Source organism: Streptomyces deccanensis (genome assembly GCF_022385335.1).
Classification (GTDB): domain Bacteria; phylum Actinomycetota; class Actinomycetes; order Streptomycetales; family Streptomycetaceae; genus Streptomyces; species Streptomyces deccanensis.
Genome location: NZ_CP092431.1, coordinates 9,123,117 through 9,146,604, shown reverse-complemented (window position 1 = coordinate 9,146,604; position 23,488 = coordinate 9,123,117). Strand labels below are relative to the sequence as shown.

General features: G+C 70.2%; 22 protein-coding genes. 13 read left to right on the top strand and 9 right to left on the bottom strand.

Features of this window, described 5'->3' with window-relative positions; all coding sequences use genetic code 11:
• Positions 1–24 precede the first annotated feature (24 nt).
• The 3 genes from L3078_RS40210 to L3078_RS40200 are packed head-to-tail and all read right to left on the bottom strand — an operon-like array spanning position 25 to position 3,217.
• The gene (locus L3078_RS40210; protein WP_239759158.1) at positions 25–855 is read right to left on the bottom strand and encodes an enoyl-CoA hydratase/isomerase family protein; all 831 of its coding nucleotides are present in this window, start codon (positions 853–855) and stop codon (positions 25–27) included.
• 20 nt (positions 856–875) lie between these two features.
• On the bottom strand, positions 876–2,102 hold the full coding sequence (locus L3078_RS40205) for a thiolase family protein (RefSeq protein ID WP_239759157.1): 1,227 nt from the start codon (positions 2,100–2,102) through the stop codon (positions 876–878).
• Entirely contained in the window at positions 2,099–3,217 is a 1,119-nt protein-coding gene (locus L3078_RS40200) for a saccharopine dehydrogenase family protein (protein ID WP_239759156.1), read from the bottom strand. The genes L3078_RS40205 and L3078_RS40200 overlap by 4 nt, the downstream gene beginning before the upstream one ends.
• Positions 3,218–3,453: 236 nt before the next feature.
• On the opposite strand from L3078_RS40200, the gene L3078_RS40195 reads away from it, so the two are divergent.
• Entirely contained in the window at positions 3,454–4,401 is a 948-nt protein-coding gene (locus L3078_RS40195) for a helix-turn-helix domain-containing protein (protein ID WP_239759155.1), read from the top strand.
• A 563-nt stretch (positions 4,402–4,964) separates the two neighbouring features.
• On the opposite strand, the gene L3078_RS40190 is transcribed toward L3078_RS40195, so the two are convergent.
• The 5 genes from L3078_RS40190 to L3078_RS40170 form a co-directional block, all read right to left on the bottom strand.
• Complete coding sequence (locus L3078_RS40190; RefSeq protein WP_239759154.1) at positions 4,965–6,245, bottom strand: amidohydrolase family protein; 1,281 nt, start codon at positions 6,243–6,245, stop codon at positions 4,965–4,967.
• A complete protein-coding gene (locus L3078_RS40185; protein WP_239759153.1) occupies positions 6,242–7,150 on the bottom strand; it encodes an alpha/beta hydrolase in 909 nt (302 codons plus the stop codon). The genes L3078_RS40190 and L3078_RS40185 overlap by 4 nt, the downstream gene beginning before the upstream one ends.
• Positions 7,147–8,058, bottom strand: coding sequence for a fumarylacetoacetate hydrolase family protein (locus L3078_RS40180; RefSeq protein ID WP_239759152.1), 912 nt, complete (start codon positions 8,056–8,058; stop codon positions 7,147–7,149). Before L3078_RS40180 ends, L3078_RS40185 begins: the two co-directional genes overlap by 4 nt.
• Positions 8,059–8,166: 108 nt before the next feature.
• Entirely contained in the window at positions 8,167–9,489 is a 1,323-nt protein-coding gene (locus tag L3078_RS40175; protein ID WP_239759151.1) for an MFS transporter, read from the bottom strand.
• Positions 9,490–9,590: 101 nt separating this feature from the next.
• Positions 9,591–10,811, bottom strand: a complete 1,221-nt coding sequence (locus tag L3078_RS40170) for an FAD-dependent oxidoreductase (protein ID WP_239759150.1) — start codon at positions 10,809–10,811, stop codon at positions 9,591–9,593.
• A gap of 238 nt (positions 10,812–11,049) precedes the next feature.
• On the opposite strand from L3078_RS40170, the gene L3078_RS40165 reads away from it, so the two are divergent.
• Positions 11,050–11,946, top strand: coding sequence for a LysR family transcriptional regulator (locus L3078_RS40165; protein WP_239759149.1), 897 nt, complete (start codon positions 11,050–11,052; stop codon positions 11,944–11,946).
• A gap of 6 nt (positions 11,947–11,952) precedes the next feature.
• Positions 11,953–12,141 carry a hypothetical protein gene (locus L3078_RS40160; protein WP_239759148.1) on the top strand — a complete coding sequence of 63 codons (189 nt, stop codon included), beginning with the start codon at positions 11,953–11,955 and terminating at the stop codon, positions 12,139–12,141.
• A 58-nt stretch (positions 12,142–12,199) separates the two neighbouring features.
• Here L3078_RS40160 and L3078_RS40155 read toward each other — a convergent pair whose 3' ends face one another.
• Positions 12,200–12,961, bottom strand: coding sequence for a FadR/GntR family transcriptional regulator (locus L3078_RS40155; protein WP_239759147.1), 762 nt, complete (start codon positions 12,959–12,961; stop codon positions 12,200–12,202).
• A 310-nt stretch (positions 12,962–13,271) separates the two neighbouring features.
• On the opposite strand from L3078_RS40155, the gene L3078_RS40150 reads away from it, so the two are divergent.
• The 10 genes from L3078_RS40150 (at position 13,272) to L3078_RS40105 (ending at position 23,458) form a co-directional block, all read left to right on the top strand.
• Entirely contained in the window at positions 13,272–14,639 is a 1,368-nt protein-coding gene (locus L3078_RS40150) for an ABC transporter substrate-binding protein (RefSeq protein WP_239759146.1), read from the top strand.
• Positions 14,636–15,550, top strand: a complete 915-nt coding sequence (locus tag L3078_RS40145) for a carbohydrate ABC transporter permease (protein WP_239759145.1) — start codon at positions 14,636–14,638, stop codon at positions 15,548–15,550. Before L3078_RS40150 ends, L3078_RS40145 begins: the two co-directional genes overlap by 4 nt.
• A 124-nt stretch (positions 15,551–15,674) precedes the next feature.
• Positions 15,675–16,529 carry a carbohydrate ABC transporter permease gene (locus L3078_RS40140; RefSeq protein ID WP_239760673.1) on the top strand — a complete coding sequence of 285 codons (855 nt, stop codon included), beginning with the start codon at positions 15,675–15,677 and terminating at the stop codon, positions 16,527–16,529.
• Positions 16,530–16,537: 8 nt separating this feature from the next.
• Positions 16,538–18,568 carry a DUF8034 domain-containing protein gene (locus L3078_RS40135; protein WP_239759144.1) on the top strand — a complete coding sequence of 677 codons (2,031 nt, stop codon included), beginning with the start codon at positions 16,538–16,540 and terminating at the stop codon, positions 18,566–18,568.
• Positions 18,565–18,912, top strand: a complete 348-nt coding sequence (locus L3078_RS40130) for an L-rhamnose mutarotase (RefSeq protein ID WP_239759143.1) — start codon at positions 18,565–18,567, stop codon at positions 18,910–18,912. The genes L3078_RS40135 and L3078_RS40130 overlap by 4 nt, the downstream gene beginning before the upstream one ends.
• A gap of 38 nt (positions 18,913–18,950) precedes the next feature.
• Positions 18,951–19,856, top strand: a complete 906-nt coding sequence (locus L3078_RS40125) for an amidohydrolase family protein (RefSeq protein WP_239759142.1) — start codon at positions 18,951–18,953, stop codon at positions 19,854–19,856.
• 140 nt (positions 19,857–19,996) lie between these two features.
• On the top strand, positions 19,997–21,040 hold the full coding sequence (locus L3078_RS40120) for a zinc-dependent alcohol dehydrogenase (RefSeq protein WP_239759141.1): 1,044 nt from the start codon (positions 19,997–19,999) through the stop codon (positions 21,038–21,040).
• Positions 21,037–21,798, top strand: coding sequence for an SDR family oxidoreductase (locus L3078_RS40115; protein WP_239759140.1), 762 nt, complete (start codon positions 21,037–21,039; stop codon positions 21,796–21,798). Before L3078_RS40120 ends, L3078_RS40115 begins: the two co-directional genes overlap by 4 nt.
• Positions 21,795–22,433, top strand: coding sequence for a bifunctional 4-hydroxy-2-oxoglutarate aldolase/2-dehydro-3-deoxy-phosphogluconate aldolase (locus L3078_RS40110; RefSeq protein WP_239759139.1), 639 nt, complete (start codon positions 21,795–21,797; stop codon positions 22,431–22,433). The genes L3078_RS40115 and L3078_RS40110 overlap by 4 nt, the downstream gene beginning before the upstream one ends.
• Entirely contained in the window at positions 22,421–23,458 is a 1,038-nt protein-coding gene (locus tag L3078_RS40105; protein WP_239759138.1) for a sugar kinase, read from the top strand. The genes L3078_RS40110 and L3078_RS40105 overlap by 13 nt, the downstream gene beginning before the upstream one ends.
• Positions 23,459–23,488: the final 30 nt, after the last annotated feature.

Sequence of the window (23,488 nt, the reverse complement as noted above, 5' to 3'; positions counted from 1 at the left end):
CCGACTCATTGCCCCGCAGGCTCATCAGGACACACCGGCGATCGTCGCCGGCAGATCCCGCTCGTGTTCGATGTCCTGGAGCTGTGCGAGCCTCTTCAGGCGTTCCATGACCGCAGGCACCGCAAGCAGGGTCCGCATGGCCTCGCTCTCGACGGCGAAGCCCGCGAACTGCGCGTCCGCGGCGCCGTCGAGGACTCGGGCCAGGACCTGGTTGACCGCCGCCACGGACTCAGCGGACCGGGCGGCGGACCGCTGGGCGAGCTCGTCGACGTAGGCGCGGATGTCGTCGGCGGGCAGGCAACGGTTGACGATGCCGTACGCGGCTGCCTCCTCGCCGGTGAAATCCCGTGCGCTGAAGATGACTTCACGGGTACGGGCGGGGCCGATCCGGAGCGCGAGGCGAGTGGTGCCGCCGCCGGCGGGCAGGAATCCGCCGCTGGACTCCGGGAGACAGAGCCTGCTCCGCGGGGTGGCGAAGCTCATGTGCGTGGCGAGCAGGAACTCCAGGCCGCCACCGCGCACGATGCCGTCGAGAACACCGATCGTCACCTGCGGCAGGGCTTCCCACATGGTGGTCAGCGCCTGGACGACGTTGATGTCCGGGTACTTGCTCTGCGGCACGTCCGGGTCGTTCATCGACCGGAACATGTCGTCGAGGTCGAAGTGGGCGAGGAAGAAATCGGGGTTGGCGCTGCCGAGGACGACGACGCCCGTGTCCCGGTCGAAGACCAGCTTCCCGGCGAGGTCGAAGAGTTCACCGACCATCTGGATCGTCATCAGGTTCAGCGGGCCGTTGTCGAAGTCGACGTACAGGATCCGGCCGTCGCGGCGGAGGGAGAGGTTCTGGTAACTCATCAAAGCTCCAAGAGGGTTGTTCAGGCACCGAGCAGGGTGACGGCTGCGACGGCTTCCTCGCCGGCGTACATGCCGCCGCCGTTCTCGGCGAGCGCGATCCGGGCGCCGGGCACCTGGCGGGTGCCGCACTCGCCCCGCAGCTGCCGGACGAGCTCATGGACCTGGGCGAGACCGGAGGCGCCCATGGGGTGGCCCTTGGACTCCAGGCCACCGGAGGGGTTGACCGGCAGTCGTCCGCCGAGGGTGGTGGCGCCGGAGTCGGCGAACTCGCCGCCCGCGCCGATCGGGCAGAAGCCCATCAGTTCGGTCTGGAGGAGCTCACCGAAGGCGGCGGCGTCGTGGACCTCGGCCACCGAGACGTCGTCGGGGCCGACCCCGGCCTCCTCGTACGCTCTCTGGGCTGTGAGGCGGCTGACGGAGGTCGCCCAGTCGGTCGGCTCGCGCAGGGTGCCGGTGCCGAGCACGCAGGCGAGCACACGCACCGCCCGCGCCCCGGTGAGGCGGCGCAGTCCGGCTGTGCTGACCACGACCGCCGCCGCCGCGCCGTCGGTGAGCGGGGCGCACATGGGCACGGTGAGCGGGTCGTTGACCGTGCGGGCGGCCAGGATGTCGTCGGCCGTCATGGCGGTGCGGTAGTGGGCGAGCGGGTTGTCGACCGCGTGAGCGTGGTTCTTGGCCGAGATCCGGGCCAGTTGCTCCCGGGTGGTCCCGAAGTCCCGCATGTGGGCGCGGGCGAGTGCCGCGTAGATGTCCATGAACCGGCTGCGCGGGACCGTGTTGTCCGGCACCTCGCCACCCAGTTCACGCAGGACCGCGTCGACGCCCTCGGGGTCGTGGACATCCATGCCGCCGTCGAAGAGGGAGAGCATGCGCTGCTTGTCGCCGGTGTTGGTCTTCTCGACGCCGACGGCCAGCACGGTGTCCGCCGCGCCCGAGCGGACATGCAGCACGGCCTGGTGCAAAGCGGTGGTAGCGGTGGCGCAGGCGTTCTCGACGTTGATCACGGGGATCCGCTCGAAACCCATGGAGCGCAGCGCCATCTGGCCGCCCACGACGTTCTGGCCCTCCAGGACGTCCTGGCAGGTGTTGCCGAAGTACGCCGCCTGTACGTCGCCGAGTTCGGCACCCGCGTCCTTGAGCGCCTCGGTGACGGCCTCACGGGTGAGTTCCTTGACCGATGTGTCGCGGCGCACGCCGAACGAGGTCATGCCCGTGCCGACGATCCACACCGGCTCGGCCGCGCTCATGCCCGGGACTCCTCGGTGATGCGGGCGAAGCCGTAGGACTCCAGGGCGCCCATCAGCTCACGGTGGCCGAGGAGCTCGGCGGGCGAGCGGAAACCAGTGCCGTGGTAGGTGTTGCCGAGCAGGCGCATGGCCGCGTACGCCTGGATCAGTCCTGTCATCTGGTAACCGGTGGTGCCGTGGATGACGACCCGGGCGGTGGCGGTGTTGCCGCGGGCGGTGCACCAGTCGATGGACCGCTGGTGCTGGCGGTTCTCGCGCGGCGGGCTGTCCGCCGTCATGCCGGACGCCATCTTGTCGAGGACGGGATAGAGGGCTTCCTCCGGCAGCCACTGGAGGGAGACCTTGAAGAGCCGTTCCAGGTCGACCACCCGTCGCCAGATGGTCTGGTTGCGCATGGCCACGAACATCCGGCAGTCCCGCACCCGGCGGTCGTCCCGGAAGAACACCGGGAGGGCGGTGCCGCCCCAGTTGGTGCCGGTGAGCACCATGCCCGAGCCCGGTACGACCACGTCCTGAACCACGACGCCGTCGTACTTCTTCAGCAGGCCGTCCTCCAGGTAGAAGGCGTCGGCCCGGATCACGTCGAAGATCGACTGGGTGGAGCCCACGGTGGGGATGGCGTTGGCGTACGACCCCAGCTCGAGCGTGTCGACTCCAGGTGTCTCGAGACAGATACGGGCGGCGATGTCGTGGACCGCGTACTGGACGGACATGGCGCTGGACGCGGCCCGGCCGACGGCGGCGAACCGGGGCCCCCACTCGTCGAGGAAACGCAGCATGTGTGTCTGCTCGCCGGCGGTGTCGATGTAGTGGCACCCGGCCGCGATGGCCGCCTCCACGACGGGGGGCGCATAGCGAAGGAACGGCCCCACCGTGTTGCAGACCACCGAGCGGCCCTCGAAGAGGCGAGTCAGGGACTCGACCGAGCCGTCCGTCTCGGCGATCTCGTAGTCGGCGGTCTCGATGCCCGGTACTCGGTCCATCACCTCCTGCAGCCGCGCCTTGTTCCGGCCCGCGGCGACGAAGGGAATGTCGTACTCGCGCAGATACTCGGCCACCAGTCGGCCAGTGGAACCGCTGGCTCCGTAGATGACGACCGGACGCAGGTCGGTCACGGCTGCTCCCTTCCGTGGTGTGCCGGGAGACCTGCCCCAAGGAGGCGACTCCGGCTGCTGTGACGGTGAGGAGAACAGTGCGTCACGCGGGGCCGTGGTGCTTGCACGGCAGCGCAACCGGCGTTGTTCATTCGTGCAAGGGGCGAGCCACGACGCTCGCCGACGGGTGGACCTGACACCGTTCATTGCGCGGAACCGGCCACTTGCGTTAACTAGGCTGCCTGGAGGTGGTGCGCGTGAACGCCACGGTCACATGGTCGACGCGGGGGCTGCCGTCGACATCGGTCCGGGACGCGTGGAGCGAGAAGATGGCCGAAGTCCATCTGCCGTGGAACCTGTCCTTCTCCCGGCGGGACCACCTCGACGCCACCGTCCGCTACCGGCAGCTCGACGCTCTGATCGTCTCGGAGTTCCGCGGCGGGGGGTACTCCGGGTACCGAAGTACCGAGACGGACGCCCGGCGCGGCGGCCCGCGGATCGGCATCATGATCAATCTCAGTGGTCGGCTGGTCTGCCGCCAGGGGGACGACACGCTGATCCTCGGTCCTGACCAGCTGCTGCTGTGGGACAGCGAAACGGCCGAGGGCTTCGAGGCAGTCGAACCTCGCCGCGAGCTGTCGCTGCTGCTCCCCCGGGAGCAAGCACCCCGCGCGCTGGCAGAGGCGGCGACGAGCGGTCGCGGAGCGGTGTCCGTCGCCGCGGGATCCGGACTGGCCTCGATAGCCGCCGACCAACTGCGCGCCATCACCCGCGAACTCGACCACCTCAGCGACGCCGGGCTCGCGATCGCGTGTCAGAGCCTCTTCGACACCCTGGACACCGCCCTGGCCCCGGCAGGCACCCGCCCAGCCGTCCGCGAAGCCCTCCTGGTGCGTCTGCGCCGGTACATCGAGGACAATCTCGACGACCCCGACCTGTGCGCCTCCTCCGTCGCCGAGGCCCACGACATCTCCGTACGCACGCTGCACCTGGCGTTCGCGGACACCGGCACCACGGTCAGCCGATGGATCCGCGCACGGCGGCTGCGGGCCGCCTACCGGCACCTCACCCGGCCCGGCAGCACGGCCACGGTCACGGACGTGGCGTTCCGGTGGGGCTTCAACGACGTGGCGCACTTCAGCCGTGTCTTCAAGCAGGCGTACGGCGCTACGCCCAGCAGTGTCCGGAGGGGCTCTGCCCGGTAGTGAGGTTCCCCTCGTGGCGCGGAGTCCATGACAGCAGGGGACGTTGGTTGTCACGGCGGAGAAGCGTCGCAGGTTCACGGCGGAGTTTCGTGAGGGGGCGGCACGCAAGGCCGAGAGGACCACGCCAAAGGACAGAGCGCGATGCCCTCAAACGCCGCATGGTCCAGTGGATGAGACAGCTGCGACGGACCCGGCCACCGTGGCCGGGATGATCAGCGACGACAGGACCGAGCACGGCATCCCGCACAAGGTCTCGTGCCGTGCCCCGGGCGTGAGCGAGTCATGGTTCCACAAGTGGCGCGAAGCCCACCCACTAGCTAACCCCGGGTCGTAGCACAAGGGGGTCGAGGAAGCGGGTGGCGAGGCGCTCGGTGAACCAACCTCGGAGGCGTAGTGGGAGCGTGAGTTGGTGTGCAGGCCGACCGCCGCCGCGGACACCCGCCGGGCGCGTTTGCGAGTGTCCGGTGGGCCGTCTGCGAACGGCCCACCGTCGGTCTTCACTTCTGCCTGTCGGCCCGTGTCTCCTCCCGAGAAGGAGGCATCGGCGCAGCCGTGCGTCGGCGTCAGGTGGAGGATGCCTGCCCTGCGGGTGCGAACAGACGCTCGTACTCCTCGCGTTGCGGGCGCTTGTGGAAGCGGCCGCCCTGCATGATGTGGGTGATCCGGTCGCGGTCGCGCAGGAGGGAGATGTCCTGGAGCGGGTCGCCGTCGACCAGCAGCAGGTCGGCGAGGTAGCCCTCGCGGATCAGGCCGAGTTCGTCACCCATGCCCATCAGTTGGCCGCCGTACATGGTGGCCGCGGTGAGCGCCTCGGCCGGGGTGAAGCCGTACAGTTCGACGAAGTACTGCAGGTCGCGTGCGTTGGCGCCGTTGGGGTTCCACAGGAAGCCGTAGTCCCCGCCGGGCAGCACGCGGATGCCCCGACGCCGCATCTCGGGAATGACCTTGCTCCAGCGTTCGAGTGTCTCCAGCAGTCCCTTCTCGGCGGCGGCCTCCTGGGTGACGCCGAACTGCTGGGCCTCGTGGGCGCCGGTGTAGATGACGCCGACCGCCGGTGCCACGAAGATGCGGTCCTTCGCCTCTTCGAGCAGGTCGAGGGCTTCCTCGTCGGCGTGCGTGCAGTGGTAGATGATGCGGAAGCCGCTGTTCACGGCCTGCTTGATCGAACCGGCGGCGTGTGCGTGGCAGGCGAGCCAGACGCCCGACTCCCTGGCCTGCTCCCCGGCCGCCTTGACCTCGTCGTCGGTGTAGAGGAGCTGCTGGGAGCCTCCGGGAACGAACGCGTCGTCGCTGGACAGCAGGAACTTGATCGTGTCCACGCCGTTGGCGGCCCACTTGCGGACGAAGTCGCGTACGGCCTCGGGGCCGCGGCGGTGGTCGTCCGCGTCGTGCACGTCCGGCACCGCGGTGTCGCCCTCCGGCGCCCGCTCGATGCACGAGGCGCGGAGCCTGGGTCCCGGCAGCCACCCGCCGTTGATCTCCTCACGCAGCGCGATCTCGAACCGCGGTCCGAGGGAACCGGCAGAGTAGGCGCTGGTGAACCCGGCGTCCAGCAGGATTCTGGCGTTGCGGGCGGTGATCAGCAGATGCTCCTCCACGGGCAGTTCCATCGTGGGGATCGGCCGGTCCACCGCAGACGGCCAGGAAATGTGCGCGTGCGCCTCGATGAGGCCCGGCAGCAGGGTCTTCCCGGCGGCGTCGACGACGTCGGCACCCTCCCGGCTGACCTGCCCCCAGTCGGCGGCCAGTTGGGTGATCCGGTCGCCCTCGACGCGCACTTCCCCTTCGAAGGCGTCGCTTCCGCTGCCGTCGAAGATCCTCGCGTTGGTGAACACGGTGGTCATCGGTTTCCTCCTGAAGGTGTGCCTGCGTACAGGCGCCGTCCGGCGAATTCGAGAGCAGAGGCGACGAGCGGCCCGGTGTCGTCCATGCCGAACCACCCGTGCTCGGCGCCGGGCACCGCGATCAGTTCGGCTTCGGCCCCGGCCCGGGTCAGTGCCTCGGCCAGCGTCCGGCTCTGTTCGAGGGGCACGAGTGAGTCCTCGGTGCCGTGCATGATGAGGAACGGCGGGGCGTCCGGGTGAGCGTGGGTGACCGGGCTGGCCGCGCGGGCCTCGGCGGCGCGTTCTCCTAGCGGGCCGCCCACCAGCAGGGCCTCACGTGTGTGCGGGTCGGCCGGGTCACCCATCGCCGACAGGTCGGCCGGGCCGAACCAGTCGACGACTCCCGCGATCGTCAGGCCCGTCGCCTGGGCGGGGGCGTCCTGTCCGGCGGGCGCGCCCAGGCCGGCCAAGGCCGCGAGGTGAGCGCCCGCCGACTCGCCCCAGAGCACGGCACCGGAGACGTCGAGGTCGAGTTCGGGGTCCTCGCCACGGGCGGCGAGCCAGCGCAGTCCGGCCTGGACATCGGCCAGCTGGGCAGGGAAGAGGGCCTCGCCGCTCAGCCGGTAGTCGAGGCACGCGAGCGCGAACCCGGACGCGGTGATCTCGGCCACCGGCAGCGAGTGTCTGCGCCGCGAACCCCGCGTCCACCCGCCTCCGTGCAGATAGACGAGGAGCCCGGCGGGGCCCGGGGGAGCCGGACGGTGCACGTCCAGCAGCAGCGGCCGGTAGCCCTCCGGGGCCTCGAACTCGATGTCACAGTAGGAGCGAGTTCCCGGGTACAGCGTCCGCGCGGCCGGGAGGGGCTGGCCGAGCGGGTCGGGCTGGACCGCCTCACGCAGTGCCGCGAGCAGTGCCGGAGTGATCACGACCGGCCTCCCCGAGCGTGGACGGCGTCTGCCATGACCGGCGCCTCCTGGCTGACACCGTCCGCCGCGTCGGTGTCCGTCATGGTGTGGGCCATTTCGCCCACACCCTCGATGCGGCTGACCAGCCGGTCACCGGGCCGCAGAAAGCGCCGCGGGGTGCGGCCGAGGCCCACGCCCGCGGGTGTTCCGGTGAACAGGAGGTCCCCGGGCAGCAACGGCAGCACTCGGGACAGGCGGGCGATGAGCTCTCCGACGCCGAAGAGCATTGAGGAGGTGCGGTCCCGCTGCATCACCTCGCCGTTGACGGAGCACTCGAGGGCGAGATCGTCGGGGTGGGGGACGTCGCCCGTGCCGACCACGTACGGCCCCACCGGGCTGAATCCGGGCGCGGACTTGGCCAGGCTGAACTGCGGGGGCGAGTCGGTGAATTGGCGTTCCCGGTCGGACAGGTCCTGGCCGACCGTCAGGCCGGCCACGTACTCCCAGGCCCGCTCCGCGGGAACCGACCGGGCGGTGCGTCCGATCACCACGACCAGTTCGATCTCCCAGTCCACCGACGTGCTGGTCAGGGCGACGGAGCCGGTCGGGCCTGTGAGACTGGAGGCGTATTTGGTGAAGACCATCGGTTCCTTCGGCGGTTCCACTTCTGCCTCGTCCGCGTGCGCCCGGTAGTTGAGGCCGATGGCGAAGACTTGCCGGGGCATGGGCACCGGGGTCAGCAACTCCTCGGTCCGGAAAGGCCGCCCGTCGCCGAGGTCGCGTCCGGCGGTCCAGTCGGTCAGCTCGTCCCAGCGGGCGTAGAGGGCCTGCGGATCCGGTGAGAAGCGGCCGGCACTGGCCTGTTCGAGGTCGAAGCAGAGTCCGGCGGCGATCAGGTGCGCCCGCCCGCCGATGTTGGCGAACTTCATGTGCTTGGGTCCTTTGCTCCTTGGGGGCCTTTGGCGGTATACGGCGAGGAGGTGGGCCTCCGGTCGGCGTGGTGCCGCGACGGAGGCCGCGGGTTCGTCACGAAGGGTTCAGTGGCCGACCGCAGCGGTGGCCGGCTCGCCGGGGGACGGTGCCAGCGGGTCGTTCTGGCGGCGCAGGCCCAGCAGCACCGTCGCCGCGAGCAGGGCTGCCAGGACCGCCAGGACGGCCAGAGCCGGCCGGAGGCCTCCGGCCGCGGCACTCAGCCCCGCGACGACCAGAGGGCTGAAGAACTGCCCGAGGGTCAGCGCGCCGCTCCACCAGCCCGTGCCCCGGCCCCGCTGGGAGTGGCTCAGCCGATGGACGGCCCACACCAGCAGAGTCGGCAGCAGGACCCCGGTGCTGAATCCGGTGATCACCGCGCCGACCACGACCACGGGCAGCGCCCCGGTCGCGAAAACGGTGGCCAGGCCGATGGCCACACCAGCGAACTCAAGGGGAACGAGTACCCGCGCCGGTCTGCCGGCCAGCCGGGGGAAGAGTGCCGAACCGGCGGCCGTGGCCAGCGCCATGACAGCGGAGACGGTACCGACGGTGGCGCTGGAGCGGATGCCGATCCCATCCAGGACGAACGGCAGTTCCACGACCAGGACAAAGAAGTACACTCCGCCGACCAGCGAGATGAGGCACGGAACCAGGACCAGACGGCGCGGCAGCGGCTCCAGACGCGTCTTGACACCCGGGGCACCGGTGCGGGGCGGCTGCCACAGCAGTCTGGCCATCGGCACCAGCAACAGCAGCGGCAGCACGTACATCCAGAACGGGGTCCGCCAGCCCGACACCCCGAGAAGCCCGCCGATGGCCAGGAAGACCGTCGCGGCGAGCGAGGTGGCCAGCGTCGATATGGACAGGTACCTCGCCCGCCGCGCCCCCGTCCAGTAGTCGCCGATCAAAGACGTGCAACAGATCAGGATCACTCCCTCGCAGGCCCCCAGCAGGACCCTGCTGATGTTTATCGCCATCAGCGAGTCCAGGAGGAGCGGGGCGCTGCCGACCACGGCATAGAGGGCCATGGCGATCAGCAGGAGTGTTTTGCGGTTGGTTCGGTCGGCGACGAAACCGAGGAGCGGGGCGAACAGGGCGAGGAACAGTCCCGGCAGGGCGACCACCATGGGGACCATGACATCGCTGCCCGGTGTGTCATGGAAATGCCGTTGCATCTGCGGCAGCACGGGCGCGATCAGGGCGGAGCCGAGCACCGGCATGCAGATCCCCGTCACCAGCAGCGCCAACTGGGCACGTCCTGCTGAGCGTCCGGCCGGCATGTGGACCGCCTGGTCCGGTGCGGTCGCCTGGTCCGGTGCGGTCGCCTGGTCCGGTGAGGTCGGCGACAGCTCGGTCTGCGGCCGGTCACGGTCGATGGCGTCGGTCATGATGACACACCTCCTTGTGATGTCACGAGCGGGGGACGTGGGGGGGCTGTTCGGTGGCGGCCGTCACCGGCAGGCCGGCGACGGCCGTCGGGGACAGTGGCTCAGAGCTTCGCCACCGGAAGGTCGTCCGGAACGAACTCGGGTTCCTGCGCCCGCGGGTCGGACGCGGCACGCAGGATCGGGAAGACCTCCGCCCGCATCTCCGCCTCGTACGCGGCGATCGCCTCCAGCAACGGCGTCTCCCCGCGGGCGACCCGGCTCAGGGTCTCGGTCAGGGCGGCGGCATCGCGCAGGGTGGTGTTGGCGCCGGTGCCGTAGGTGGGCGGCATGCCGTGGATGGCGTCGCCGAGCAGGGTGACCCGGCTGGTGGGCCAGGGATCGGCCGGCTCCAGGTGCCGCACCGCCACGGGGAAGACGGTCGACCGGTCGGCGCGCTCCACCAGGGCGGACAGGCCGGGATGCCAGTCCTTCACGACATCGCACATCAGCGCGTGGCGGGCCTCACTCGTGGCCTGACGCAGTTCCTCGTCGCCGAGGAAGAGATCTCCGTGCGGCGGAGCGAACAGACCGGCCATCACATACGGTCCCACGGGGTCCACAGCCGCGCCGGGCGCCAGCTCGGCCACGGCCTCGGCGATCGGCCTGCGCGGCTGGTAGACGCCGGCCACGAGCACCACCCCGTTCGGGGCGGAGGCCATGGAGAACCCGTCGAAGACTCCTTCGGGCAGCGCCGCCGCCAGCGCGTCGGTGAGCGGGGCGATGGCGTACAGGCCCCGCAGGCCGGAGTCCACGACCGGTACCTCGGGAAGCAGTTGTCCGCGTACGACGGAGTTGATGCCGTCGGCGGCGACGAGCACGTCTCCGGTGGCGGACGAGCCGTCCTCGAACAACAGCCGTACGCCGTCTTCGTCGGCCTCGAACCCGGTTGCCGTGTGGCCGAAGTGGAGCACGTCCTCCAGGCCGACCGCCATGATCTGGCGCAACGTTCGCCGGTTCACCGCCGTGTGGGGGCGCACGGGGTCGTTGGGCGGGTCGATGTGGGGGCGGGTGCCCACTTCGTTGCCCAGGTGGTCGAAGTGGACCATGAGCGGGCGGCGAGGGGCGACGCGCGAGGTCTGGGCGTACAGCTCGTACAGCGGCTCGGGCAGGCACCGCTGCAGGGCCCGGCCGCCGTCACTGTTCATGTGCAGGCGGTACCCGGTTTGCACGATGTCCGGAGCGCTCTCGTACACGGCGCAGCTGACACCGGCCTTGCGCAGGCCCTGGGCCAGGCACAGGCCACCGATGCCGCCTCCGGCGACGATGACGTGGAACGACGGCATGGACAGCTCCTCGGCAGATGGGTGGGCCGCGCGGGTCCGCTGCCCGGTCGGCCTGATCGTCCTCAGGACGCGGAAAACGCGGACCAACCGCACCGGCGGGTGACATCACGAGGGGGGCGGTCCAGAGGGTTTTCAGCGGCTCACGCACAGTTCTAGCCGCGAGCCGCGGTATCGGGGAATATGCAATCGCCGATGGCGGTCATCGGTGAAACCGATAACGCCGCGGAGGCCGCACGCCATGAGTCTGGACCTGAACCTGCTGGTGTCGCTCAACGCCCTGCTGCAGGAGCGCAGCGTGACCCGGGCGGCTCTCAGGCTCGGCCTGAGCCAGCCCACGCTGAGTACCGCGCTCGCCCGGCTGCGCCGCCACTACGGCGACGACCTGCTCACCCGGGTCGGGAACTCCTATGAACTGACACCACTGGCCGTGCGCCTGTCCGAACGCACGGCGCAGGCGCTCGCGCTGGCCGACCGGGTCTTCCAGACCGGCCCCGGCTTTGATCCCGCCCACGCCGAGCACCAGTTCACCCTGGTGGGTACCGACGCCCACCTGGCCCTCTTCGGCCGAACGCTGACCGGCCTGATGCGCGAGGTCGCGCCGGGAGTGCGGGTGCACTTCCAGCACCTCACCTCGCAGATCGTCCGACGGGCCCAGGAAGACCTGCGCAACGTCGACGGCATACTGCTCCCGCAGGGCCTGCTGGCCACCGTCCCTGCCATCGACCTGTACGAGGACCGCTGGGTCTGCGTCCTCTCCTCGAACTCGTCGCGACCGACGACCCCCGCGGAACTCGCCGCGCGTCCCTGGGTGATGCCGTACAACGCGCCGGGGTACGCCCTTCCGCCGCTGAACTGGCTGCGCGCCCGAGGAATGGAGCCGCTGCTGGAACTGACCAGCGAGAGTTTCCTGACCGTGCCCCACCTGGTCGCCGGGACCGACCGGGTGGGCGTGGTCCCGGAACGCGCCGCCCGCCTGTTTCCCGATGGCGCCGGCACGGTCATCATCGACCTGCCCTTCGAGGCGGGGCCACTGGTGGAGTCCCTGTGGTGGCATCCCCTGCACGAGCGTGAACCCGCGCACATGTGGCTGCGGAATATCGCCTCCGAGGCGGGACAGTTGGTTGCCGCGAGGTGACATCGCATGGGAGACGCACTCGGCCTGGTCCGCGAGGGATACGTGGGCGCCGGTGTAGATGACGCCGATCGCCGGCGCCACGTGGTGATCGGCCGTGGCGAACTGACCGACCAGATCGAAACCGTCGGCAGTGCCCGTGAGGTACTGGAGAGCGCGCTGGACGTCTTGGGACGGGGTCAACCCGTCGCTCTGTGACCGGCGTTCGAGGGGCCCGTACCGCGGTGCGGGCACCTCGACATGTCCTGGTGGGAGGTCAGCCGAACAGGCGACGCTGGATCTCCCGCCGGTAATCCTCCAGCGTCCGGTCGAGGTGTACGGCCGTGGCCTCGGCGGCTTCGTCGGGCCGGCCGTCGCGAATGGCGCGGTAGATCGCCTCGTGCTCCTCCACCGCGGCCGCGGTGCCCTCTCCGAAGGTGTTGTGTATGCCGATCGCGCTGGACTGGCGCTGCAGCCGGCGGGCGTCACGGACTGCGCTGCCGAGGAAGGTGTTGTGCGAGGCCGCGGCCAGTGCCGCGTGGAAGTCGTCGTCCGCCTGGTTGAAGACGTCGACCTCACCGTGGAGGTACCCGTGCCGGCACTGCTGCATGGCGACCTCGATGGTGCGCAGTTCGGCGGGCGTGGCACGGGTGGCCGCCAGTCTGCTGGCGGCCATCTCCTGAACCCTGCGGAACTCGAACAGCATGAGCACGTGATCGAGGTCCACGGGCCGGAAGAAGCCCCCCCAGCGGCTGGTGATCAGCATGCCGTCGTCGTCCGCGACGAACAGCCCGCGCCCCTTGTGCGCACGGACCCGGCCGAGCGCCGAGAGGATCTTCACGGCCTCCCTGACGACTGCGCGGCTGGTGTCCAGCTGCTGGGCCAGGTCGTTCTCCGTGGGCATCCGGTCGCCGGCGACCAGGCGCGACTCCGCGATGAACTCGAGGATCCGCTCCGCCACGACCTCGTAACCGGGCCGGTAGTCGCGCCGCTCGTCCGCGCCGTTCACCACTGCCGTCACGGCGGGCGTGTCCTTCATGTGTCCTGCCTCCGGGTGACTGCGACGACGGTGACCGATCGGCCCTGAAGCCGTGCCCATCGTACCCCAGGCCCTAATGAGTCGTACTCATTAGGCAGACCTTGATCACGAATCCATAGGCAGGTTCGGAGGGTAAATGACAGTTTCCATAGATTTATGACCTACAACTGTCGCCTTGACATGCACGCCACGCCTCAGAGAAAGACCTACACACCCTCTTGACTCACCCTTCGATATGGCGGCTAATTTCATCCGCAGCGGTAACGCCAGAGCCGTCAGAAGCCCTCACGCACACCCAGTGGAGTCGCTCATGTCCGTCTACAAGCCTTCGGCCGCCCAGGAGACAGGGACCAGCAGGAGACGTGCCGCGTTGCTGGCCGGCTGCGCCGCCACCGTGCTGTTCACCGTGGCCGCCTGTGGCAGCGGCGGCGGTACCGCCAGTACGACCACCAAGGACGGTTTTGCCCAGGCGCCGCAGAAGGACGGAGCGTTGACCGTCTGGGTGGACGCGACCCGCATGGACGCCGCGAAGCAGTACCAGCAGCTGCACCCGGGCGTGAAGATGAACATCGTCAGCTACGACGGCAACGCCAACGGCTCCAACTACCTCCAGACGAAGGTGCAGCTGTTCAACCGCACGGGCAAGGGCTGGCCGGACGTCGTCTTCAGCTCCCAGAACAACGAGGCGAGTTGGGCAGTCGACGCCGGCTTCGCGGCGCCGCTGAACAAGGGGCTGATCCCGGACGCGACCCTCGGCGGGTTCGCGAAGGGCGCCAATGACGTCTGCACGGTCGACGGGACCCTGTACTGCCTGCGCAACGACCTCTCCCAGGCGGTGCTCTGGTACAACGCGCCGCTGATGAAGAAGTTCGGCTACACGGTCCCGACGACCTGGGAGGAGTACCAGAAGCTCGGCGAGAAGGTCGCCAAGGAGCACCCCGGCTACCTCGTGGGCGACGCCGGCGACTCCTTCACCCCCGAGATCTACCTGTGGGCGAGCAAGTGCGGCGCCAACGACATCACCGGCCCCAAGTCCGTGTCGGTCAACACCACCAGCGAGGCCTGCACCAAGATGGCCAAGCTGCTGGACGTGCTGATCAAGAACAAGTCGATGTCGATCAGCGGCGTCTTCAGCACCGACTTCGCCAAGAACGAGGCCGACAAGGTCCTGCTCATGCCCGGTCCGGCCTGGTTCGGCGGCGCGGTGTTCAAGGACGGCCTCAAGACCCCGGCCAAGCAGATCGCGGTGGCACCCATCCCGCAGTGGAAGGGCGAGACCTCGCCGTCCACCGGCAACGTCGGCGGCGGTACCTGGCTGCTGTCCAAGCACTCCGCTCACATCAAGGCGGCCACCGACTTCCTGAAGTGGGTCACCACCGACGACGCCTACCAGGGTGAGAAGGCCCCCGGCTTCCCTGCGTACGCGCCCGCCGCCGAGAACTGGCTGAAGGCGCAGGCCGCCTCCGGGTACTTCGCCGGTGATCTCACCGCCCTCAAGGACGCCTCCTCACAGGTGTGGTCCGGCTGGGGCTCGGGCCAGTTCAGCCAGGAGGCGATCTGGGCCGCCACCGTCAAGCCCGGCATGACGCAGGGAAAGACCATCGAATCGCTGCTGCCCGCCTGGCAGGACTCGATCGTCAAGTACGCCAAGTCCAACGGATACAAGGTCTCCCAGTGACCGTCGCGCACTCCTCGGCCGGCTCTGTCCGGGGGCGCCCTCGCGGCACCTCCCGGGAGAGCCGGGCCGGCGTGGCATTCGTCGCCGGCTACGTACTGCTGCTGATCGCCTTCGGCGTCCTTCCGACCTGTTACGCCATCTACTTCGCGTTCACCAACGCCGGAGGCGCGTTCACCGGGTTCACCAACTTCGTCACCACGGCACAGGACTTCCGCTTCATCGACTCCCTGGGCCACGTGGCGCTGTACCTGGTCTTCTGGCTCCTGTCGCTCGTGGTGTTCGTGGTGGTCCTGGCGCTGCTCCTGCACCGGCTGTCCTCCGGGCCGGTCAGCCAGGCACTGCGCTTCCTCTACTACATCCCCGGAGCCCTCGCCGGCGCCGCGAGCGTCCTGGTGTGGCTGTTCATGCTCGACCCGACGGTCAGCCCGGTCAGCTCCCTGCTGGAGACGCTCGGCTTCCACACCTTCGGTGAGGTCATCGCCCCCGGGAACCTGGCGCTGCTGTTCACGATCATCGCGTTCTGGACCGGCGCGGGCGGCTGGATCGTCGTCATGTACGGCGCGCTCAACAACATCCCCAAGGACGTCATGGAGGCCGCCCGCATCGACGGCGCGAACGGCTGGCAGACCGCCTGGCGGGTGCAGATCCCGATGCTCCGCAAGTGGATCGTGTACATGGTGATCCTGGCCTTCGCGGGCGGCGCGCAGCTCTTCGTCGAGCCTCAGCTGCTCTCCCTCGCCAGCACGGGCGTGGCCGGCCGGGACTACTCGCTCAACCAGCTGACGTACGACTTCGCCTTCCAGATGAACAACATCAACGGGGCCGCCGCGGTCTCGGTGGAGCTCCTGGTCATCAGCATGTCGGTCGCCGGTGTCTTCGTCGCACGGTCGGGGTTCTTCGATGCCGACTGAGACACGGCCGACTGAGAGTCGACCCACTGCCCTTGCCAACGTCCCACGTACGGAACGGGATCCGAACGTCATGAGCCGAACCCGACACGGGGATCCACGGCAGCGCAGGCTGCCCCCGCGGCACATGGCGTCCCGGCTGCTGGCGGGCTCGGTGCTCACCGTGTTCGTGGTGTTCTTCGTGCTGCCGGTGCTGTGGCTGCTGCTCGCGGCGACCAAGACCGACCAGCAGCTGGTCCACGACAACCCCCTGTCCTTCGGGTCCTGGGACGCGCTCACGGCCAACTGGCACGCGCTCACGGCCTTCCAGGACAACGCCATCCTGGTGTGGCTGCGCAACTCCGCCGTCTATGCCTCGATCTCGCTGGTCATCACGCTCTGCCTGGCCATTCCGGCCGGATACGCGCTGGCGATGACCGAGTTCCGCGGCCGGCGCACGCTGCTGATCGCGACCCTCGTCGTGATGCTGATGCCGAACGCCACGCTGGTGGTGCCGCTGTTCCTGGAGATCAACGCGGTGCACCTGATCGGCACGATGTGGTCGATCATCCTGCCGTACTCGTTCTACCCGTTCGGGGTGTACCTGACGTACATCTACTTCACCACCGCCGTGCCCAAGGACCTCCTGGCCGCGGCACGGATCGACGGCTGCTCCGAGTTCGGCGTCTTCCGCCATGTGGCCCTGCCGCTGGCGACCCCCGTCATCGCACTGGTCGGGTTCTTCAGCTTCGTCGCCAACTGGACGAACTACTTCCTGCCGTACGTGATGCTCCCCGAGAGCGACCAGATGCCGATCCAGGTGGGCGTCGGCAGCCTGCTCAGCAATGTGCCGTCGTTCAACCCGACCGTCGGTTCCCTCGCGATCGAACGCCCGCAATTGGCACTGGCGACGCTGGTGGCCATCACACCGGTGCTCGTCGTGTTCCTGTTCGCCCAGCGCTTCCTGGTCAGCGGAATGCTCGCCGGCGCCACCAAGGAGTGACAGCCCTCATGCCCTTCAGCCCTGAGCCCCACGTTTCCGGCGACGACACCCCGGACGCCGACCGGCCTGCAACCGCGCCAGATGTCCAGGCCACGGTGCCGCTCCTCGAACCCCCCGGCTGGGCGGTCGCCCAGCGCTCGCTGTTTGAGCTGCTCGACCACGCCTGGCGCCGCTTCGAGCACAGCTTCACCGGCCCCGACGGACGGCTGAACTACAACGACCGGCTCACCAGCCGCGACGGTGTGGACGACTTCTACGAGGTCTTCTTCAACTGGCCCCAGCTGTACCTCCTCGGCGGCGCCGACGACCTCCTGCCCGCCAGCGAGCGGCACTGGGAGGGCGTCACCCGGCAGCTGACCGAACTGGACATGCTGCGCGACGAGTACGAGCGCGGTTACGACTGGTTCCACCAGGGCGAGAGCCTGCTGCTGCTCTACTTCCTGTGCATGGCCGCCCCGGACCGCTGGGCCGAACGCGCGCTGCGCTTCGCCGAGTTGTACGTCGACCCCGCCAAGGGCAACTACGACCCCGAGCACCGCATCATCACTCGCCCGCACAACGGCAGCGACCCCGAGCGCACCGGCCTGTTCGACGCAGACGTGTACCCCTGGCTACAGAAGGAGGCCGAGACCTACGGCTTCCCGCTCGACTGGCTGCCCGAGGCCGCCGACGGACCCTTCCCGCTGTCGGCGGACCCGCGGCTCGGTGACCAGATGCGGGACCGGATGGGCGTCGGCGACACCGCGCTCAACCTCGCGGCGGCCGGACTGGTGCTCAACGCCTGGATCCTGACCGGCGAGGAGCGCTACCGCGACTGGATCGTCGAGTACGTGGGCGCCTGGCGCGAGCGCACCCGGGAACAGGGCGGACTGATCCCGGACAACGTCGGCCCGGACGGGGTCGTCGGCAGTCTGCTGGAAGGCCGCTGGTACGGGGGCCACTACGGCTGGTCCTGGCCGCACGGCTGGCACAGCGTCGGCCACGCGGCCTGTGTGGCGGCGCTCGCGGCGGCGACGGTCACCGGGGACGACGACTACCTCTCCATGGTCGCGACTTCGCTCGACGCCCTGATCGACCGCGGCAAGGTCATGCCCAACACGGAGGCGGACTCCAGCCTGCCCTCCAAGTGGGTGGCGGAACTCGGCCCGGACCGCGACACGCCCACGCTCCACCTGCCGTTCCGGCACAACGACTCGGGCTGGTTCGACTACAACCCGGCCACGCCCCCCGTTCCGGTTGCCCTGTGGCACCACACCTCCTCGGAGGCCGACCGCGCCCGGCTGGAGCGGCTGCGCGAGGCCGACGGCATCGACTGGCGCACCGTACGGCCGTTCCGTGCCAAGGAGGAGTCCGGTCACGAGAAGGCGTGGTTCGCCTTCCTCGCCGGTGACGACCCCGGCTATCCGGAGCGGATCCTCGCGGCGGCCCAGGCCCAGGTCCGGCACCGGCTGCGGCGCATCGACCGCTACGGCGACCTGGACGTGCCGGAGGCGGACATCCACGTGTGGCAGCAGTGCAACCCGGTGGCCACCGAGGCCCTGGTGCAGCTGACCTGGGGAGGCCCGCAGGTCCTGTACAACGGGGGCCTGCAGCAGGCGAGGCTGCGCTACCACGACGCCGACGCCCGCCGGGCGGGTCTGCCGACGGACGTCGCCGCCCTGGTCACCTCCATCGATCCCGAGGCGACCACCGTCGAGCTGGTCAATCTCTCCCCCGGCACCGACCGCACGGTCGTCGTCCAGGCCGGCGCCTTCGCCGAGCACACCATCACCGGCGTCCGGTACACGACCTGCGCGGACGACGGCTGGATCGGAGACCTGTACGACTACGGACACACCGAGCCGGTGATCTCCGAGGCCACTGTCCCGTGTGACAGTGCGTTCCTGACGGTCCATCTGCCCGCCTCCACGCGTATTCGGCTCACCCTGCGGCTGGGGTTGCGCACGCGCACTCCCAGCTATCGCACGCCGTTCGACGCTGCGGCCGACCGGCCCTCCGCGGGCTCGCACTCCACCGAGACGAAAGGGGAATCGGCGTGAAGCGCATCGCCCAGACCATCAGGCTCCGCCCCGAACACCGCGAGGAGTACCTCCGGCTCCACTCGGCCGTATGGCCCGGAGTCGAAGCCGCTCTGCGCCGGGCGAACATCCGTAACTACAGCATCTACCTCCACGGTGACGTGCTGTTCGCCTACATGGAGTACCACGGCGAGGACTTCGAGGCGGACATGGCGTCCATCGACGCGGACCCCGAGACCCAGCGCTGGTGGACGCTCACCGACCCGTGCCAGGAGCCCTTCCCCGACCGGGGCGAGGGACGCCAGTGGACCGAGCTCCCCGAGGTCTGGCACCTCAGCTCGCTCGACGACGACGCCACCGCCTGACCCGGCCCGCACCAGCCCGACCCGACTTGGATCACCTCGTGAACGCACCCGTGCTTGTCGACGCGCACCACCACCTCTGGGACCTCGCACACCGTCCGCAGCCCTGGCTGGACGACCCCGGCGTGGCATCGATCCGCCGCACTTTCACCCCCGATGACCTGCGCTCCACGGCCACCCGCCCGATCGCGGGCCGGCGGCTGCACGGCACCGTTGTCGTCCAGTGCATCGCGGAGGTCGCCGAGACCGAGGACCTGCTCGAACTCGCCGAGCGGGAGGCTCTGATCCAGGCCGTGGTCGGCTGGGCCGACCTCACGTCCCCGGCCATCGGTGGCGTGCTCGACCAGCTGCTCGCCGGGCCGGGTGGCGGGTACCTGCGCTCCCTGCGGCACCTCGTCCAGGGCGAGACCGACCCCGACTGGCTGCAACGCCCGGACGTGGAACGCGGGTTGGAGGCGGTCCGGGATCGAGGACTGCGCTACGACGTGCTCGTCCGCGACCACCAGCTCGACCAGGCGGCCCGGCTCGCGGAACGCTTCCCCGAGCTGCCCCAGGTACTCGACCACGCGGGCAAGCCGGACATCGCCCGGCAGGACATCGCGGACTGGGAACGCGGAATGCGGCAACTGGCCGCACACCCGCAGGTGGTCTGCAAGGTCTCGGGGCTGATCACCGAGGCCGACCACGCCCACTGGACCACCGCCGACATCCGCCCCGCCTGGGACGTACTGGTCTCCGCCTTCGGGCCCGAGCGGCTGATGTTCGGCTCGGACTGGCCGGTCGCCAACCTCGCCGGCGGCTGGAACCGGTGGGCCGCCACCGTGGACGAACTACTCACCGGCTGGAGCGACAGCGAAGTCCACGCGCTCCTCGCCGGCACCGCGACCGCGTTCTACGGCCTTCCTACCGGCGCCGGAGAGGGCGACACCGCCACCCGGGCGATCTGATCAGCTCCCCTCCCGCGGCTGGAGCCACCGCCGCGGAACGACACTCCACCGCACGAAACCAGCGCGGGACACACAGCCACGGATGCCGAGCCACTCGGCATCCACCGGCACCGATCCGCGCCGAAGGGACCCTGACCCCCATGACGCTAGCCGCCCGTTATCTGTCCGCCCGCACCCTGGACACGGCCCCTGCCCTCAGCGCGCCGCCGGGACCCGGTGAGGTGGAGTTGGCCCCCGCCTACGTCGGTATCTGCGGTACCGACCTGCACATCTTCCACGGCGACATGGACGCCCGCGTCACCGCGCCCGCCGTCCTCGGGCACGAGATGTCCGGACGGGTGGTCCGGGTGGGCCCGGACGTCGAGGGCTGGGCACCCGGTGACGCGGTCACCGTGATGCCGTTGCGCTGGGACGACACCTGCCCGGCCTGCCAGGGCGGCCACCAGCACATCTGCCAGCACCTGGACTTCATCGGCATCGACTCCCCCGGTGCCATGCAGCAGCGCTGGACCGTGCCCGCCTCCACTCTCATACGGCTGCCCGAGTCGCTCCCGCTGGACCGGGCCGCGCTCGTCGAGCCCACCGCGGTCGCGGTGCACGACGTCGGCCGCGCCGGGGTGGGCGAGGGCGAGCGGGTCGTCGTGGTCGGCGGTGGCCCGGTCGGCGTCCTGATCGCGCTGGTCGCGCAGGCCGCCGGCGGGGACGTGCGGGTGGTGGAGCTGAGCGCCCATCGGCGGCTGCTCGCCCGGGAGTTGGGGCTGACCGTGTGGGACCCGGCCGCCAAGGACCTGGCCGAGCTGGTCGGTGAGTGGACCGGCGACGCGGGCGCGGACGTCGCCTTCGAGGTGTCCGGCGCCGCGGGAGGCATGGACACCGCGGTCGAGGTGCTCGGCGTGCGCGGCCGGCTGTGCCTGGTCGCGATCCACTCCCGCTTCCGCGAGGTGAACCTGCACCGCTTCTTCTGGCGCGAACTCACCCTCGTCGGGGCCCGGTTGTACGACCGCTCCGACTTTGAGAAGGCGGTGGCGTTGGTGGCCGACGGCACCATTCCCGCCGACCGGCTGATCAGCAAGGTCGTGCCGCTCACCCAGGCACCGGCCGCCTTCGAGGCGCTGGAGGGCGGCGGCAACGTGATGAAGATCCTGGTGGACTGCACCGACGAGGCTCAGGAGGCCGCCGTATGAACGCCTTCGACCTCACCGGACGGCTCGCCGTCGTCACCGGCGCCCGGCGCGGGATCGGGCGGGCCATGGCTCACGCGCTCGCCGAGGCCGGCGCCGACGTCATCGGGGTGAGCGCCTCGCTGGAGGAGTCCGGCAGCGCGGTGGAGAAGGACGTCACCGCCGCCGGCCGTACCTTCGAGGCGATTCGTACCGACTTCGCCGACCCCGAGGCCGTCCGGGCCCTGGGCGCCGACCTCGCGGGCCGGGAGCGCCCGGTGGACATCCTCGTCAACAACGCCGGCACGATCCGCCGGGCCCCCGCGGCACAACACCCAGACGCGGACTGGGACCTGGTCCTCCAGGTCAATCTGAGCGCCCAGTTCACGCTGGCCCGCGCGGTCGGCGCGTCGATGGTGGCGCGTGGCCGGGGGAAGGTCATCTTCACGGCCTCCCTCCTGAGCTTCCAGGGCGGCATCACCGTCCCCGGCTACACCGCCGCCAAGCACGGCGTCGCCGGTCTCACCAAGGCGCTGGCCAACGAGTGGGCGCCGCACGGCGTCAACGTCAACGCCATCGCGCCGGGTTACATCGCCACCGACAACACCCAGGCTCTGCAGGACGACCCGGCGCGCAGCAAGGCGATCCTGGACCGGATCCCGGCCGCGCGTTGGGGCAGCGCCGACGACCTCGGCGGCGCCACCGTGTTCCTCGCCTCGGACGCGGCCGCCTACGTCCACGGCACCGTCCTCCCGGTCGACGGCGGATGGCTGGGCCGATGACCGCCCACCTCACCGACCTGCTCGCCGAGGCGCTGATCGTGCCGGTCCTGACCGTGCCCGACCCCACCACGGCCGCCCCGCTGGCCCGCGCGCTGTCCGCGGGCGGCGCCCGCTGCGCGGAGGTCACCTTCCGCACCCCGGACGCCGAGCAGGTAGTGAAGGCGATGGCCGCCGAAGGCGGTCTGATCGTCGGCGCCGGTACGGTGCTGACCGCCGAGCAGGCGGAGCGGGCCGTTGCGGCCGGGGCACGCTTCCTCGTCTCGCCCGGCCTCGACGACGAAGTCATCGACGCGGCAAGGGCGTTGGGCATCCCGGTCGCGCCAGGCGTGGCAACCGCCACCGAGTTGATGCGCGCGGTCAAGGCGGGCATCGACACGGTCAAGCTGTTCCCCGCCGAACCGCTCGGCGGCCGGGCGATGCTGCGGGCACTCGCCGCGCCCTTCCCCGGGGTGCGGTTCATGCCGACCGGCGGGATCGACGCCGCCGCTCTGCCCGGCTACCTCTCCGAACCGGCGGTCCTCGCCGTTGGCGGCAGCTGGATGGCCACACCCGACCTCCTCAAGAGCGGCGACTACGCGGAGATCCGCCGGCTGACCGCCGAAGCCGTGGAGCGGAGCATGCCATGGCCGACGTGATCGCCCTCGGCGAGGTCATGCTGCGCCTCGACCCCGGTGAGGGCCGCATCCGCACCGCCCGCAGCTTCCAGGTGTGGGAGGGCGGCGGCGAGTACAACGTCGTACGAGGCCTGCGCCGCTGCTTCGGACATCGCACCGCCGTCGTCACCGCGCTGGCGGACAACGCGGTCGGACGCCTCGTGGAGGACCTGATCCTCCAGGGCGGGGTCGACGCCTCGATGATCTGCTGGATGCCCGACGACGGCATCGGCCGCACCGCCCGCAACGGTCTCAACTTCGTCGAGCGCGGCTATGGCATCCGCGGCGCGCTCGGCGTCAGCGACCGCGCCCACACCGCCGTCTCCCAGCTACGCAAGGGCGACGTGGACTGGGACACGGTGTTCTCGGCCGGGGCACGCTGGTTCCACACCGGTGGGATCTTCGCGGGCCTGTCGGAGACCACGGTCGACGTCGCCGACGAGGCCATGGCGGCCGCGCGCCGGCACGGTGTCACCGTCTCCTACGACCCCAACTACCGCTCCAGCCTCTGGGCCGACCGCGGCGGACCGGAGCGGGCCCGCGAGGTCGACCTGCGCCTGGCCCGGCACGCCGAGGTAGTAGTGGGTGCCCTCGGCCTCGCGGGCGAGCATCCGGGCGCCGTGCGGTTCGCGGCCGACGAGGTGCCGGACGCGCTTGCCGCGGTCGCCGACCTGCTGCCCGGTGCGGGGGTGCTCGCGACGACCCTGCGCGAGGTTCCCTCGGCGGGTGTGAACGACTGGAGCTCGGCCGCCTGGTCCGCCGAGACGGGCTACGTGCCCGGTCCCCGCATGCCCGGACTGCACGTCCTGGACCGCATCGGCTCCGGCGACGGCTTCGCCGCCGGACTGATCCACGGCCTGCTCGCCGGTCACTCCCTGGAACGTGCCCTCGCCTACGGCACGGCCCACGGTGCTCTGGTCATGACCACTCCCGGCGATGTCTCCATGGCCACCCTGTCCGAGGTCGAAGCGCTCATCGACGGCGGCTCGGCCCACGTCCGACGCTGACCGGTGTCCCCCACCCCTGTCCCCAGGAGC